Origin of the sequence: Massilia arenae, from assembly GCF_008014745.1 — a bacterium.
Taxonomy (GTDB): domain Bacteria; phylum Pseudomonadota; class Gammaproteobacteria; order Burkholderiales; family Burkholderiaceae_D; genus Telluria; species Telluria arenae.
In genome coordinates this window covers 162,426-176,199 of sequence record NZ_VPFD01000006.1, presented here as the reverse complement: position 1 = coordinate 176,199, position 13,774 = coordinate 162,426, and the positions used below count along the sequence as shown (strand labels likewise).

11 protein-coding genes and 1 tRNA gene are annotated in these 13,774 nt (G+C 63.5%); 6 read left to right on the top strand and 6 right to left on the bottom strand.

Translation table 11 applies throughout. The features are described from left to right. Positions 1–263 precede the first annotated feature (263 nt). The 6 genes from FVD38_RS08175 to hpnC form a co-directional block, all read right to left on the bottom strand. Positions 264–1,058, bottom strand: a complete 795-nt coding sequence (locus tag FVD38_RS08175) for a head GIN domain-containing protein (protein WP_229493503.1) — start codon at positions 1,056–1,058, stop codon at positions 264–266. Positions 1,059–1,077: 19 nt separating this feature from the next. Then, positions 1,078–1,875: a DUF1700 domain-containing protein gene (locus FVD38_RS08170; RefSeq protein WP_147934352.1), complete on the bottom strand. Its 798-nt coding sequence runs from the start codon at positions 1,873–1,875 to the stop codon at positions 1,078–1,080. Positions 1,876–1,893: 18 nt separating this feature from the next. Beyond that, entirely contained in the window at positions 1,894–2,043 is a 150-nt protein-coding gene (locus FVD38_RS26430; RefSeq protein WP_183407322.1) for a hypothetical protein, read from the bottom strand. 31 nt (positions 2,044–2,074) lie between these two features. Then, a complete protein-coding gene (hpnE, locus tag FVD38_RS08165; protein ID WP_147934351.1) occupies positions 2,075–3,490 on the bottom strand; it encodes a hydroxysqualene dehydroxylase HpnE in 1,416 nt (471 codons plus the stop codon). Continuing rightward, the gene (gene hpnD, locus FVD38_RS08160; RefSeq protein ID WP_147934350.1) at positions 3,477–4,310 is read right to left on the bottom strand and encodes a presqualene diphosphate synthase HpnD; all 834 of its coding nucleotides are present in this window, start codon (positions 4,308–4,310) and stop codon (positions 3,477–3,479) included. Before hpnD ends, hpnE begins: the two co-directional genes overlap by 14 nt. Before the next feature lie 98 nt (positions 4,311–4,408). Further along, positions 4,409–5,218, bottom strand: coding sequence for a squalene synthase HpnC (gene hpnC / locus FVD38_RS08155; protein ID WP_147934349.1), 810 nt, complete (start codon positions 5,216–5,218; stop codon positions 4,409–4,411). Between the two features lie 142 nt (positions 5,219–5,360). Between hpnC and FVD38_RS08150 the strand changes: the two genes are divergently transcribed. The 6 genes from FVD38_RS08150 (at position 5,361) to clpX (ending at position 13,516) form a co-directional block, all read left to right on the top strand. Beyond that, a complete protein-coding gene (locus FVD38_RS08150; RefSeq protein ID WP_147934348.1) occupies positions 5,361–6,500 on the top strand; it encodes an efflux RND transporter periplasmic adaptor subunit in 1,140 nt (379 codons plus the stop codon). Next, positions 6,497–9,607: an efflux RND transporter permease subunit gene (locus FVD38_RS08145; RefSeq protein ID WP_147934347.1), complete on the top strand. Its 3,111-nt coding sequence runs from the start codon at positions 6,497–6,499 to the stop codon at positions 9,605–9,607. Before FVD38_RS08150 ends, FVD38_RS08145 begins: the two co-directional genes overlap by 4 nt. A 298-nt stretch (positions 9,608–9,905) precedes the next feature. Continuing rightward, positions 9,906–9,992 (top strand) — tRNA-Leu (locus FVD38_RS08140). A 31-nt stretch (positions 9,993–10,023) separates the two neighbouring features. Beyond that, positions 10,024–11,364 (top strand): trigger factor, encoded by a 1,341-nt coding sequence (tig, locus tag FVD38_RS08135; protein ID WP_123072089.1) that lies wholly within the window; start codon positions 10,024–10,026, stop codon positions 11,362–11,364. Between the two features lie 69 nt (positions 11,365–11,433). Continuing rightward, a complete protein-coding gene (gene clpP, locus FVD38_RS08130; protein ID WP_123072090.1) occupies positions 11,434–12,051 on the top strand; it encodes an ATP-dependent Clp endopeptidase proteolytic subunit ClpP in 618 nt (205 codons plus the stop codon). A gap of 196 nt (positions 12,052–12,247) precedes the next feature. Then, positions 12,248–13,516, top strand: coding sequence for an ATP-dependent Clp protease ATP-binding subunit ClpX (clpX, locus tag FVD38_RS08125; protein WP_123072091.1), 1,269 nt, complete (start codon positions 12,248–12,250; stop codon positions 13,514–13,516). Positions 13,517–13,774 lie beyond the last annotated feature (258 nt).

The following is a 13,774-nucleotide window of genomic DNA, read 5'->3' as shown; positions in this document are numbered from 1 at the left end:
GGTCGATTATCGTTTTCTAGTCTACATTAGAAGTCGACTCAAAGCTGCCTTCCGCCTTCTTGGCTGCCGAAAGAATTGCCGTCAATGCTGCGATATTTAGCTTTGTGCTAGCATCGCGACAGTCTGCTTTTGGCCGATAGCAGACCTTGATATGCAGTTTACTTCATCAAGGAAAAATAACGATCGAGGTCTTCGTTAGCGCTTGGTGCCGCACCGCCTGATGTCGTGTGGGTAACATTGAGTCTTCTACCTCGACCAGAGTGCTACTCGTGATAGCTCACACTCCCGCTACCCACCCGACTCGTGCTCCGCTCCCCCGGATTCCCATACACCTCGACATCTCCACTGCCACTGAGCGACACCTTCACCTTGCCGCGCGCCTGCACCGCGCTGTCGCCCGAGCCGCTTTGGCTCACTGTGACTTCCTCGGCGCGCAAGTGCTCGGCATCGAGGTGCCCCGAGCCGGTAGTGGTGGCGTCGAGCTCGCGCGCCGTGCCAACCACCGTGATGCGTCCCGATCCCATCAGGCGCGTCTCCACCCGGTCCATCGCGGCGCCGCCGTTCACGTCCAGGTCGCCGCTGCCGGTCAGGCTCGCCTTGGCGGTGCGGAAACGCCCGTTGAAGCGCACGCTGCCCGAGCCGTTGAGCTGGACGGCGATCTCGTCGCCCGAGAAGCCGTTGATGCTGCTGTCGCCGCTGCCGTCGATCCGCACCGAGCTCAGGGCCGGCAAGGTCAGGTCGACCACCAGCGGTTCGCGGTGGCGCAGAACCATGCCGCGGATGCCGATGCGCAGCACATTACCGTCGCCCTGGACTTCGACATTACCCAGCATGCGCTGTTCGCCGCTGACCTGCAGCGACGGTGTGGCGCCATAGCGCAGGTTCAGGTCGATCGGGCCGTCGAGCTCGACGACGTCGACGCCGGCCGGCACGGTGCGCCGGTCCTGCGCTACTTCGCGCCGCTCGGCGGCGGTGCTCACGCCCGTGGCGCGCAGCATGCTGTAGCTCAGCGCCACCAGCACCGCGGCCAGCAGCAGCAGGGCGAATCCGATTCTCATCAAGGCGCGCATGGTGTCCTCATCCCTTCAGCAGCGACAGGTTCATGTTCACGTAGCGGCGGATGCCCATCAGCGTGTATTTGGTGAGCACGATCGACAGCAAGAACAGTGCGATGCCGCCCAGGATCAGCGCGCAGCCGAAGGCCACCTGCGTGGTGCGCGAGCCGGGATCCAGCTCGGTCGTGATCTGGATCTTGCGTTCGGCAACTGCCTCGGCCCCGCGCATGAAGCGCGAGTTGCGGTCGTCGCGCTCGGTGCGGGCGTCGGGGTTATCTTCGTTGGCGCTCGGCGCCGGTTCGTCGAACACGTGAATGCCGTTGGCGCCGATCGTGACCCGGGTCTGCGACTCGACCGTTTCGCCGTCGTCGCTGATCACCATGCGGGTCAGCGGGGCGCTCAGGATCAACTCGTTCGAGCCGGCCAGCCCGCTCGCGGTCACGGCGATGCCCGAGACATAGACGCCGAAGGCGGACAGGTACAGCGACATCAGCAGCGATGCGAACACCGCGGCCGGGATCAGCATGAACAGATTGAAAATCAACAGGCCGATGCCCGAGACGATCGTACGCGCGATATTGCCTGACGGCTTCTTGTCCTTGTTGGTGTCCTTGAGGTCGGCCAGGTGGGCGCTGGTGCGCAGGGTCACCGCGACCTGGCGCGGATCGCCGAGCTCGGCGGCCACCTCGTGTTCCGGCCGGCCGGCGGTGCTGCCGTCGACGAAGCGCTGCTCGTACCAGGCCAGGGTCCTGGCCTGGGTTTCCGGCGGCAGGCCCATCAGGGCCCGCTTGAGCGCGTCGAGGTATTCCAGCTTGCCCATGTGCTTGCGGCTCTCCGTCTAGTGATGGCCGAGGGCCGGGATGGAGCCGATCGCCATGACGGTCGCATGCGCCGAGCCGCCGATCAGTTCGGGCTTGACCAGCACCAGGGTGCTCAGCGCCACGATGGCAAGAATGGCAACGGCGTGCAGGCCGAGACGGGGTTTCATAGTCAGTTCCATAAGACGGGTTTTGATGCTGCTACCTTACGGAATCGCCGGAAGCGGCGCCATCGGCGTGCGACAGGCTGCGCTTTTCGCGGGGCAGGGCGCCGTAGGCGCGGATGGCCGTCGCCGCCGCCTGGCCGCTGCGCACCGCCGTTTCCAGGGTGGCCGGGTAGTCGCTGGCCGTGTAGTCGCCGGCCAGCGCCAGACCGGGCAGGGTGGTGATGTTGCCGGGGCGCACTAATCCTGGTGTGCAGCTGAAGGTCGCGCGTTTCTCTGTGATCAGCTGGGTCCAGGCCGGCGTGGCCAGTTCGGGTCGTCTGAAATCCTCGGCCAGCTGGGACGCGATGGCGGCCGCCAGCTGTTCGCGTGGCAGGCTCGCGGCCTCGGCGGCGGCGCTCACCACCACCGCCAGCAGGCCCTCCTGGGCCGAGTCCAGCTGGGCGCGGTCGAACACGAACTGGCCCCAGCGGTTCGTCGCGGGGTCGTCCAGCAGGGCGTAGAACGGCAGCGCCAGGCGGGTGCCGGGCGCGTACTGCAGATAGCAGGTGGCGATCGGCTCGTGGGTGAAGGCGTCCAGCTGGCCGGCCACCTCCGCAGCTTCCGGTAAGCCCGCTAGCAGCGCGGCGCTCACCGGCGCCGGGGTGGCCAGCACCACCGCGTCGAAGCGTTCGGCCGGAGCATCGCCGCCGGAGTCCACCAGCCAGCCGTCGCCATCGCGCTTGATGCCCGCGACCTTGACGCCCAGGCGCACAGAATGACCTCGACCCTGGCGCTCGAGCCAGGCGCCGGCCGGTTCCGGGAACAGCGCCCCCATCGGCAGGCGTGGCAGCAGCATGTCGGAGGCGGCGCGCCGGCGGGCGCCCAGGCTGTCGCGCAGCACGGCCAGGAACACATTGGCCGAGGCCCGTTCAGGCGGCGTGTTCAGGGCCGCGATGCATAGCGGGCGCCACATCAGCCGTGCCAGGCGCTCGGTCTGGTCGAAGCGCTCCAGCAGCTCGAGCACCGTGCAGTCATTGTCCAGCTGCCAGCCCATCCAGCGCCCGGCGCTGTTGAAGCGGGCCAGCGCCAGCTTGTCGGCGCGGTCCAGGCCGTTCGCGCGCAGCAGGGCGAACGCCAGGTGCAGCGGCGCCGGCAGGCGCGGCGCGGCGAAGTCCATGCCGTCGCCGCCCTCGGGATAGCGCATCTGCACCGGCAGGCGCAGGAAGGCGGTTTTTTCGTCGACGCCCACCCGTTTCATGAGTCGCAGCGATTCGCGGTAGGCGCCCAGCAGGATGTGCTGGCCGTTGTCCAGGGCCAATCCGCGCACCTCGACGCCGCGCGCGCGGCCGCCCAGGCTGCGGGCGGCCTCGAACAGGGTCACCTGGCAGCCCTGGCGCGCCAGCTCCACCGCCGCCGCGCAGCCGGCCCAGCCGCCGCCGGCGACCGCGACCCGCAATTCAGGTGCGGACATAGGTCTTCCACGCCAGCCAGAGTTTGCGCAGCGGCGTGAGCGAGATACGCTGGTTGAGGACGTGGAAGCCGTCGCGCTGGATCTCGTCCAGCAGCGTGCGGTAGATGGCGGCCATCATCAGGCCGGGGCGCTGGGCGCGCCGGTCTTCCTTCGGCAGCAGGGCCAGGGCTTCGTCGTAGATGGCTTGCGCGCGCTCGGCCTGGAAGCGCATCAGCGCCTCGAACTTGTCGGTGTGCTGCAGCTTGAGCAGGTCGTTGGCGGTGACGCCGAACTGCTGCAGCTCGTTGACCGGCAGGTAGATGCGGCCCTTGCGCGCATCGTCGCCGACGTCGCGGATGATGTTCGTCAGCTGGAAGGCCAGGCCGAGCTTCTCGGCATAGGCCAGGGTCTGCGGATTGGTGTAGCCGAAGATGCTGGCCGACAGGATGCCGACCACGCCCGCCACGTGCCAGCAATAGCGCTGCAGGCCGGGGTAGTCGAGGTAGCGGCTCTGGTCGAGGTCCATCTCCATGCCGTCGACGATGGCCAGCAGGTGCTTTTCTTCCAGTTTATAGGTGGCGATGTGCGGCTGCAGCGCCACCATCACCGGGTGGGTCGGGGTGCCCGAGTACATCTTCGAGACCTCGGTGCGCCACCAGGCCAGTTTGATGCGCGCCACCGAACCGTCGGTGGCTTCGTCGACGGTGTCGTCGACTTCGCGGCAAAAGGCGTACAGCGCCGTGATCGCACGCCGGCGCTCGGGCGGAAGGAACAGGAAGCTGTAGTAGAAACTGGAGCCGCTTTGGACGGTCTTTTGCTGGCAGTATTCGTCTGGAGACATGAAATCGTCGTGAAATGCTGGTCGGGGCGCGACGGAGCCGCGCTGTCAATCCGCTATCTTAGCCGATGAGCGTGAAAACATGGTCAATCGAAGGGGTATTACATGCGCAAGGCGCCCCAGCCGACCATGATCCAGTCCGGCGCCGACAGTACCGGGCGGCGGCGGAACACGTCGTAGCCGGCGTGTTCGATGCGGTCGAGGATGCGCAGGCCGCCCTGCACGATCATGCGCAGCTCCCAGCCGATGCGGCCCGGCAGGCGCTTGGCCAGCGGGGCGCCCGACAGCATCAGCGCGCGGGTGCGCTCGACCTCGAAGCGCATCAGGGCCTGGAACGGGGCGTCGACCGTGCCGGCGCGCAGCGCCGCCTCGCTCACCTTGAAGCGGGCCAGGTCTTCCAAAGGAATATAAATGCGCCCCTTCTCCAGGTCGATCGCCACGTCCTGCAAGAAGTTCGTCAGCTGCAGCGCGCTGCAGATGGCGTCGGACTCGCGCACATTATCGGCGTCGTCGGCGCCGTACAGCGCCAGCATCAGGCGCCCGACCGGATCGGCCGAGCGGCGGCAGTAATCGAGCAGGCTGGCATAGTCGGCGTAGCGCTGGGTGACGACGTCCTGCTTGAAGGCCGACAGCAAGTCGCGCATCGGGTCCAGCCGCAGGCGATACTGGGCGACGACGCCGGCCAGGCGCGTAAACATCGGATCCGACGACGTTGCGCCGACATCGATCTGGTCCAATTCACGTTCGTAGGCTGCGAGGGCGGCCAGCCGCTCATCGGGCGTGGCATTGCCTTCGTCGGCCAGGTCGTCTGCGCTGCGTGCGAAGGCATAGATCGCCTCGACCGCGGGCACGAGGCGGCGCGGCAGCAGGATCGAGGCGACAGGAAAGTTTTCGTAGTGGTCTACGGCCATTTTGGACGGATGACTCTAAAGTCATCTGATTTATCTATTTGCATGATTATAATTGCTGGAATACAAACTGGCGCTAATGTGACGCTCACACGCAGCCAGCTCCGGCCCGAGACGCCGCCAGATCAGCCAAAGGATCGCCACTGTGTTTTCCCGAATTTCTTCTTCCGCCCTGCGCGCGGCCGTGCTGGCGCCGCTTGCCACCGCCGCCCTGGTCGCCTGTTCCAAGCCCGCCCCACCTGCCGAGGACGTGCGTCCGGTGCGCGTGATCACCCTCGCCGCCGACACGGCGGGCGAGCGCCTGGAGTTCTCGGGCGACGTGCGCCCGCGCTACGAATCGCAGCTGGGCTTCCGGGTCGGCGGCAAGATCGTCGAACGCAAGGTGGACGTCGGCGCCACGGTCAAGCGCGGCGACGTGCTGATGCGGCTCGACCCGCAAGACCTGCGCCTGGCCGAAAGCCAGGCCCGCGCCACCCTGCGCGCCGCCGAGACCGAGCGTGATTTGGCGAGGGCCGATCACAAGCGCCACGTCGACCTGCGCGCCCAGAATTTCGTCAGCCAGGCCGTGCTCGACGCCAAGCAAAGCGCCCTGAAGGCGGCCCAGGCCAATGTGGATGCCGCCCGCGCCGGCCTGCGCGGCCAGTCCAACCAGTCCAACTATACGAACCTGGCGGCCGACGCCGACGGCGTGGTGACCGCCATCGAGGCCGAGGTGGGGCAGGTGGTGCAGCCGGGCAGCCCGGTGGTGCGCGTGGCGAGAACCGTCGAGAAGGAAGTCGTGATCGGCATCCCCGAAGACAAGGTTGGGCAACTGCGCGCGGCGGGCGACGTCACCGTGCGCCTGTGGGCCAACGAGGCCGTGGCGATTCCCGGCAAGATCCGCGAAGTCTCGCCGATGGCCGATCCGGCCACCCGCACCTATACCGTGAAAGTGGCGATTCCCGAGAATGCCGAAGTCCGGCTGGGCATGACCGCGACCGTCGAACTGGCAGCAGGCGGCAATGGCGCGGCCGGCCTGCGCCTGCCGCTGACAGCGCTGGTGCAGCACAAGGGCGCGAGCTCGGTCTGGATCGTCGAGAACGGCGCCGTCAAGCTGGTGCCGGTGCAGGTGGTTGGCCAGGTGCGCAATGACGTGCTGGTCACGGGCCAGATCGCCGCCGGCCAGAACGTCGTCACCGCCGGCGTCAACCTGCTGAGGAATGGCCAGAAGGTGCGCATCCTCACCGCCGACGTCTCGCGTCGCGCCGACACTGAAACGATCGTGTCGGGCGAGGTCGGCAAATGAAGGGTTTTAATCTTTCGCGCTGGGCGCTGGAGCACATCCCGCTCACGCGCTTCCTGATCGCCGCCTGCATGCTGTTCGGGATCCTCAGTTACTTCGAGTTGGGCCAGGACGAGGATCCACCGTTCACCTTCCGCGCGATGGTGGTGCGCGCCGTGTGGCCCGGCGCCACCGCGCTGCAGATGGCCGAGCAGGTGACCGATCCGCTCGAGCGCAAGCTGCAAGAGACGCCCTACATCCACACCATCCGCAGCTTTTCCAAGCCCGGCGAGACCACCATCATCCTCGAGCTGCGCGAGTCGACGCCGCCATCCGAGACGCCCCAGGCCTGGTACCAGGTGCGCAAGAAGATCGGCGACATTGCGGGCACCCTGCCGCAGGGCGTGATCGGGCCTTTCTTCAACGACGAATTCGGCGACACCTACGGTTCCATCTTCGCGCTGTCGGGTGACGGCTTCACCTATGCCGAGATGCGCGACTACGCCGACTTCGTGCGCCAGCAACTGCTGCGCGTGCCGTTGGTGGCCAAGGTCGAGCAGTTCGGGGTGCAGAGCGAGAAAGTCTATATCGAGTTTTCGAGCAAGAAGTTCGCCCAGCTGGGCGTGCCATTCGAGCAGATCGTCAACCAGATCGCGACCCAGAACCAGGTGGAAGCGAGTGGGGTGCTGGTAACGGCGAGCGACAACCTGCAGGTGCGGGTCACGGGCGCCCTGCGCACGCTGGGCCAGATCGAAGACCTGCAACTGCGCGCCGGCGGCACCACTTTCCGGCTCGGCGACTTCGCCACCGTCAAGCGGGGCTACCAGGATCCGCCGGCCGAGAAGATGCGCTTCAATGGCAAGGAAGTCATCGGCCTGGGTGTGTCGATGCAAAAAGGCGGCAACATCATCACCATGGGTGAAGGCTTGAGCGAGACGGTGGACCGCATCCGTTCCCAGCTCCCGGTCGGCATCGAACTCGAACGGGTGGCCGACCAGCCGCAGGCGGTGACGGCCTCGGTGGGCGAATTCGTCAAGGTGCTGATCGAGGCGGTGGTGATCGTGCTGATCGTGTCCTTCCTGGCGCTGGGCCTGCACACCAAGCCGAAGTGGCGGGTGGATGTGTATCCGGGCCTGGTGGTGGCGCTGTCGATCCCGTTGGTGCTGGCGATTACCTTCCTGTTCATGCGCATGCTGGACATCTCGCTGCACAAGATTTCGCTCGGCGCCCTGATCATCGCCCTTGGCCTGCTGGTGGACGACGCCATCATCGCGGTCGAGATGATGGTGCGCAAGATGGAAGAGGGTTTATCTCGCTTCGAGGCGGCCACCTTCGCCTATACCTCGACCGCGATGCCGATGCTGACCGGGACCCTGATCACGGCGGCGGGCTTCCTGCCGATCGGCCTGGCCGAATCGGCGGCTGGCGAATACACGTTTACGATGTTTTCGGTGAACGGGCTGGCGCTGCTGATCTCGTGGGTGGTGGCGGTGACCTTTACGCCGTACATTGGTTTCCTGCTGTTGAAAGTAAAACCGCATGCCGCCGGGGAGGGCGGTCATCACGACGTCTTCGATTCGCCTGGTTACCAGCGCTTCCGCCGCCTGGTGACCCGCTGCGTCGAGTGGAGAAAGACCACGATCGCACTGAGTCTGGGCGTGTTTGCGCTGGGCGTGTTCGGCTTTAATTTCATCGAAAAGCAGTTCTTCCCGGATTCTAGCCGCCCCGAGCTGATGGTGGAGTTGTGGTCGCCCGAAGGCACCAGCTTCGCCGCCAACGAAGCCGTCGTGAAGCGCTTCGAGGCCTTCCTGGCCAAGCAGGAGGGCGTGCAGAGTGTGACCAGCTACGTCGGCACCGGCAGTCCGCGCTTCTACCTGCCGCTGGACCAGATCTTCCCGCAGTCGAACGTCTCGCAGCTGGTGGTGCTGCCGGTCGACACGGCCGCGCGCGAGCGCCTGCGCATGAAGATCATCGAGGTGTTCAAGACCGACTTCCCCGAGGTGCGTGGCCGCGTGAAACTGCTGCCGAACGGGCCGCCGGTGCCGTATCCGGTGCAGTTCCAGGTGCTGGGCCCGGACATCGGCGTGGTGCGCACCATCGCCGACCAGGTCAAGGAAGTCATGGCCGCCAACCCGAACACGCTGGGCGTGAACGACAACTGGAACGAATCGGTCAAGGTGCTGCGCCTGGACCTCGATCAGGACAAGCTGCGCGCGCTGGGCGTAACGTCGCAAGCCGTGCGGCGGGTGGTGCAGACCACCCTGACCGGCACCCCGATCGGCCAGTTCCGCGAATCGAACCGCCTGATCGACATGGTGGTGCGCCAGCCGCTCGAGGAGCGTTCGACCATCACGCGCTTGCAGGAGGCCCTGGTGCCAACCACCGGCGGACGCGCCGTCACCATCGGCCAGGTCGCGCGGGTGCAGTTCGTGTGGGAGCCAGGCGTGGTCTGGCGCGAAGGCCGCGAGTGGGCGATCATGGTGCAGTCCGACGTTGTGGAGGGGATCCAGGGGCCAACCGTGACCGACCAGGTCGATGCCAAGCTGGCCGACATCCGCGCCAAGCTGCCGGCCGGCTACCGCGTGACGGTGGAGGGCGCCGCCGCTGACAGTTCCGAGGCCGAGGCCTCGATCATGGCCAATGTGCCGCTGGTGCTGTTCATCACCTTTACCTTGCTGATGCTGCAGCTGCACAGCTTCTCGCGTTCGCTGCTGGTGTTCCTTACTGGTCCGCTGGGCGTGGCGGGAGCGGCGATGGCGCTGTTGATCCTGGATCGTCCGTTCGGCTTCGTTGCCAACCTGGGTGTGATCGCGCTGTTCGGGATGATCATCCGGAACTCGGTGATCCTGGTGGACCAGATCGAACATGACATCGCGAATGGCAGCCATCCGTGGGACGCGATCGTGGAATCGGCGGTGCGGCGTTGCCGCCCGATCCTGCTGACGGCGGCCGCGGCGGCGCTGGCCATGATCCCGCTTTCCCGGTCGACGTTCTGGGGGCCGATGGCGGTAGCGATCATGGGTGGCCTGATCGTGGCGACGGCGTTGACCTTGTTGTTCTTGCCGGCCTTGTATGCGCTGTGGTTCAAGGTCAAGAAGCCGGAGCAGAGTGATGTATCCGTGAATCGCTAGCCTCGACACGTCGTTCCCGCGCAGGCGGGAACCCAAGTTTTTGTGCACAGTGGTGCAATAAGTGTAGGCGGCAGCGCTGGCAAACTTGGGTTCCCACCTCCGCGGGAACGACGTGCTGGGTGCAACTAAGGAAGCTCAGCCTTGCGCCATACCCCGCACCGCTAAAAATGATGCCCAATAGTGTCAGAAATTCCAGTAAAATAATCGTTTGAAGTTGTAGCCCCTAAACATTGGAGTGCAGGGCGGCCGGTTTCACTGTCGGTCGTCCTTTGTTTTTGTGGCAATTATGCAATCCTGAGCGAGGATGGCGAAATTGGTAGACGCACCAGGTTTAGGTCCTGACGCCAGCAATGGTGTGGGGGTTCGAGTCCCCCTCCTCGCACCACGAATAATTATTTTTTTGGACGATTTTTACAATGGCAACTGCAGTCGAAACCCTGGGTAAACTCGAGCGTCGCTTGACGATCTCTTTTCCGGTCGCTGACGTCCGTACCGAAGTCGAAAAGCGCCTGAAACAGCAGGCCAAGACGGCCCGCGCGCCGGGCTTCCGTCCAGGCAAAGTGCCTCTGAAGATGGTCGCTGCCCAGTACGGCTACCAGATCGAAACCGACGTCCTGAACGACAAAGTCGGCCGCGCTTTCAACGAAGCCGCCGTCGAGAACGAACTGCGCGTTGCCGGTTTCCCGAAAATCGAGCCTAAGCAAGACTCCGAAGAAGGCACCCTGTCCTTCGACGCGACCTTCGAAGTGTATCCAGAAGTCGTGATCGGCGACCTGGCTGCCGTCGAAGTCGAAACCGTCAACACCGACGTCAGCGATGTCGAGATCGACAAGACCATCGACATCCTGCGCAAGCAGCGCGTGCACTACCACACCAAGGGTGAAGCAGGCGAGCACGGCACCGGCGGCGAAGCCGTGGCTGCCAATGGCGACCGCGTGACCGTCGACTTCGTCGGCACCCTGGACGGCGTCGAATTCGCTGGCGGCAAGGCGGAAGACTACGCCTTCGTGCTGGGCGAAGGTCGCATGCTGCCGGAATTCGAAGCCGCGACCATCGGCCTGAAAGTCGGCGAAGCCAAGACCTTCCCACTGGCTTTCCCAGAGGATTACCATGGCAAGGACGTGGCCGGTAAAACCGCCGAGTTCACCATCACCCTGAAGGCCCTGGAATGGGCGCACCTGCCGGAAGTCGACGCCGAATTCGCCCAATCGCTGGGCATCGAAGACGGTTCGATCGAGAAGATGCGCGAAGACATCAAGGTCAACCTGGAACGCGAAGTGCGTGCCCGTGTCAAAGCACGTAACAAGGAAGCCGTGATGGACGCCCTGGTCAAGTCGACCGAACTGGACGTGCCGCAAGTCATGATTGAGCAAGACTCGGAACGCCTGGCCGAAATGACCCGCCAGGACATGTCGCAGCGCGGCATGGACGTCTCCAAGCTGCCATTCCCGGCCGAGATGTTCAAGGACAAGGCAGAGCGTCGCGTGCGCCTGGGCCTGATCCTGTCGCAACTGGTCGCAGACAACAATCTGCAAGCTACCCAAGACCAGGTGAAAGCCCAGATCGAAGACTTCTCGCAAAGCTACGAAGATCCAAAAGAAGTGCTCAAGTACTACTTCAGCGACCGTCGTCGCCTGGGTGAAGTCGAAGCTCTTGTATTGGAAGAAAACGTCGTCAACTATGTACTCGGCAAGGCGAAAGTGTCGACCACGACCATCGCTTTCGATGAACTGATGGGCAGCGTCCCACAGGCCTAAGGAATCGAAATGCCGGCCTGCGTGGCCGGCATTTTTTTCCATGGCCTCTTTATAAGGAACGAGACAGGTATGATTCGTAATCCGGCATTGGATACACAAGCACTCGGCATGGTGCCGATGGTGATCGAACAGAGTGGCCGCGGCGAGCGCGCCTATGACATCTATTCGCGCCTCTTGAAAGAGCGCGTGATCTTCCTGGTCGGCCCTGTCAACGACCAGATGGCGAACCTGATCGTCGCCCAGATGCTGTTCCTGGAAAGTGAAAATCCTGACAAGGATATTTCGCTTTACATTAATTCCCCGGGCGGTTCCGTCTCGGCGGGCCTGGCGATCTTCGACACGATGAACTTCATCAAGCCGGACGTCTCGACGCTGTGCACGGGTCTGGCCGCCTCGATGGGCGCCTTCCTGCTGGCCGCTGGCGCCAAGGGCAAGCGCTTCTCGCTGCCAAATTCGCGCGTCATGATTCACCAGCCATCGGGCGGATCGCAGGGTATGGCTTCGGATATCGAAATCCAGGCCAAGGAAATCCTGTACCTGCGCGAGCGCCTGGCGCGCATCATGGCCGACAACACCGGCCAGAGCATCGAGCAGATCCACAAGGATACCGACCGCGACCGCTTCATGTCGGCGGACGAGTCCGTCGAATATGGCTTGATCGACAAGGTCCTGACCAGTCGCGGGTAGGTTTCAACCCCGTACCTCGAAAGAGGTGTTGGAAAAAAACGCCCGGACGCGATCACGTTCGGGCGTTTGTTTTTTATTTCGGGTAGCATGTTCGTAGGTGCACAGGTTGCGCTGCCTTCATGGCATGTCACATTGGCACTTGTTGCACACTCGTATAAGCGTTATATTCACAGCAATTCAATAGAGTCCTGCCCCCATGTCAGACAAAAAATCCTCCAGCGGCGAAAAACTTCTGTACTGCTCGTTCTGCGGAAAGAGCCAGCACGAAGTCAAGAAGCTGATCGCGGGACCGTCGGTGTTCATCTGCGATGAATGCATCGATCTGTGCAACGACATCATCCGCGATGAAACGTCGAACGTCGAAACGGTGGCGGGCGCCAAGTCCGACCTGCCGACGCCCCTCGAAATCACCGAACTGCTCGACCAGTACGTGATTGGCCAGCAAACGGCCAAGCGCATCCTGTCGGTCGCGGTGTACAACCACTACAAGCGCCTCAAGCACCTGGGCAAGAAAGACGAAGTCGAACTGGCCAAAAGTAATATCCTGCTGGTTGGACCAACCGGTTCGGGTAAAACCCTGCTGGCCCAGACCCTGGCGCGCATGCTCAACGTGCCGTTCGTGATCGCCGACGCGACCACCTTGACCGAAGCCGGCTATGTCGGTGAAGACGTCGAGAACATCATCCAGAAGCTGCTGCAGAGCTGCAACTATGAGGTGGAGAAGGCGCAGCGCGGCATCGTCTACATCGACGAGATCGACAAGATTTCGCGCAAGTCCGACAATCCATCGATCACCCGCGACGTATCGGGCGAAGGCGTGCAGCAGGCGCTGTTGAAACTGATCGAAGGCACGATGGCTTCGGTGCCGCCACAAGGTGGCCGCAAGCATCCGAACCAGGACTTCGTGCAGATCGACACGACCAACATCATGTTCATCTGCGGCGGCGCCTTCGACGGCCTGGCCAAGGTGATCCAGAACCGTTCGGTCAAGAGCGGCATCGGCTTCGGCGCCACGGTCAAGAGCCTGGACGACAGTTACAACGCCGAGATCCTGCTCGAAGCCGAGCCAGAAGACCTGATCAAGTTCGGTCTCATCCCCGAGCTGGTGGGCCGTCTGCCGGTCGTAGCCGCTCTCTCCGAGCTGACCGAGGAAGCGCTGATCCAGATCCTGGTCGAGCCGAAGAACGCCCTGATCAAGCAGTATTCGAAGCTGCTCGAGATGGAAGGCGCCGAGCTGGAGATTCGTCCTGCAGCCCTGCACGCGATCGCCAAGAAAGCGCTGGCGCGCAAGACCGGCGCGCGCGGCCTGCGTTCGATTCTCGAACACGCGCTGCTGGACGTGATGTATGAATTGCCAAGCCAGCAAAACGTCGTGAAAGTCGTCATCGATGAAAACACGATCACGAATGGTGCGAAACCTTTGCTGATTTATAGCGAAACCGCGAAGGCGTCTGGAGAGAACTGAAAAAAGCCCGCACGCACGCCACAAAAAGGCTTGCCGTGCGGACTCAACTAGGTACAATCAATCTCAATAAAAGACTCCCGGCTTCAATCGAAAAGCCACTCGCGGCGCGCCGCGCGGTGGCTTTTTCAATTTTGAAACGGCTTTTATTGGAACAGTTATATTCTTCGGCAAGTTGAAATTTTTTTACTTGTAGAAAATATTTTCGCTGGGTGGCCCTTGTGTTTTCACTGCCCAGCGCCCAAGTTCAGCAACACGCTT

What these genes read in the sequence shown, in the direction of transcription:
- FVD38_RS08145 (WP_147934347.1), top strand. Translation starts at nt 6,497, where the DNA reads ATGAAGGGTTTTAATCTTTCGCGCTGGGCGCTGGAGCACATCCCGCTC.
- hpnE (WP_147934351.1), bottom strand. Translation starts at nt 3,490, where the DNA reads ATGTCCGCACCTGAATTGCGGGTCGCGGTCGCCGGCGGCGGCTGGGCC.
- clpP (WP_123072090.1), top strand. Translation starts at nt 11,434, where the DNA reads ATGATTCGTAATCCGGCATTGGATACACAAGCACTCGGCATGGTGCCG.
- clpX (WP_123072091.1), top strand. Translation starts at nt 12,248, where the DNA reads ATGTCAGACAAAAAATCCTCCAGCGGCGAAAAACTTCTGTACTGCTCG.
- FVD38_RS08170 (WP_147934352.1), bottom strand. Translation starts at nt 1,875, where the DNA reads ATGGGCAAGCTGGAATACCTCGACGCGCTCAAGCGGGCCCTGATGGGC.
- tig (WP_123072089.1), top strand. Translation starts at nt 10,024, where the DNA reads ATGGCAACTGCAGTCGAAACCCTGGGTAAACTCGAGCGTCGCTTGACG.
- hpnC (WP_147934349.1), bottom strand. Translation starts at nt 5,218, where the DNA reads ATGGCCGTAGACCACTACGAAAACTTTCCTGTCGCCTCGATCCTGCTG.
- FVD38_RS08175 (WP_229493503.1), bottom strand. Translation starts at nt 1,058, where the DNA reads ATGAGAATCGGATTCGCCCTGCTGCTGCTGGCCGCGGTGCTGGTGGCG.
- hpnD (WP_147934350.1), bottom strand. Translation starts at nt 4,310, where the DNA reads ATGTCTCCAGACGAATACTGCCAGCAAAAGACCGTCCAAAGCGGCTCC.
- FVD38_RS26430 (WP_183407322.1), bottom strand. Translation starts at nt 2,043, where the DNA reads ATGAAACCCCGTCTCGGCCTGCACGCCGTTGCCATTCTTGCCATCGTG.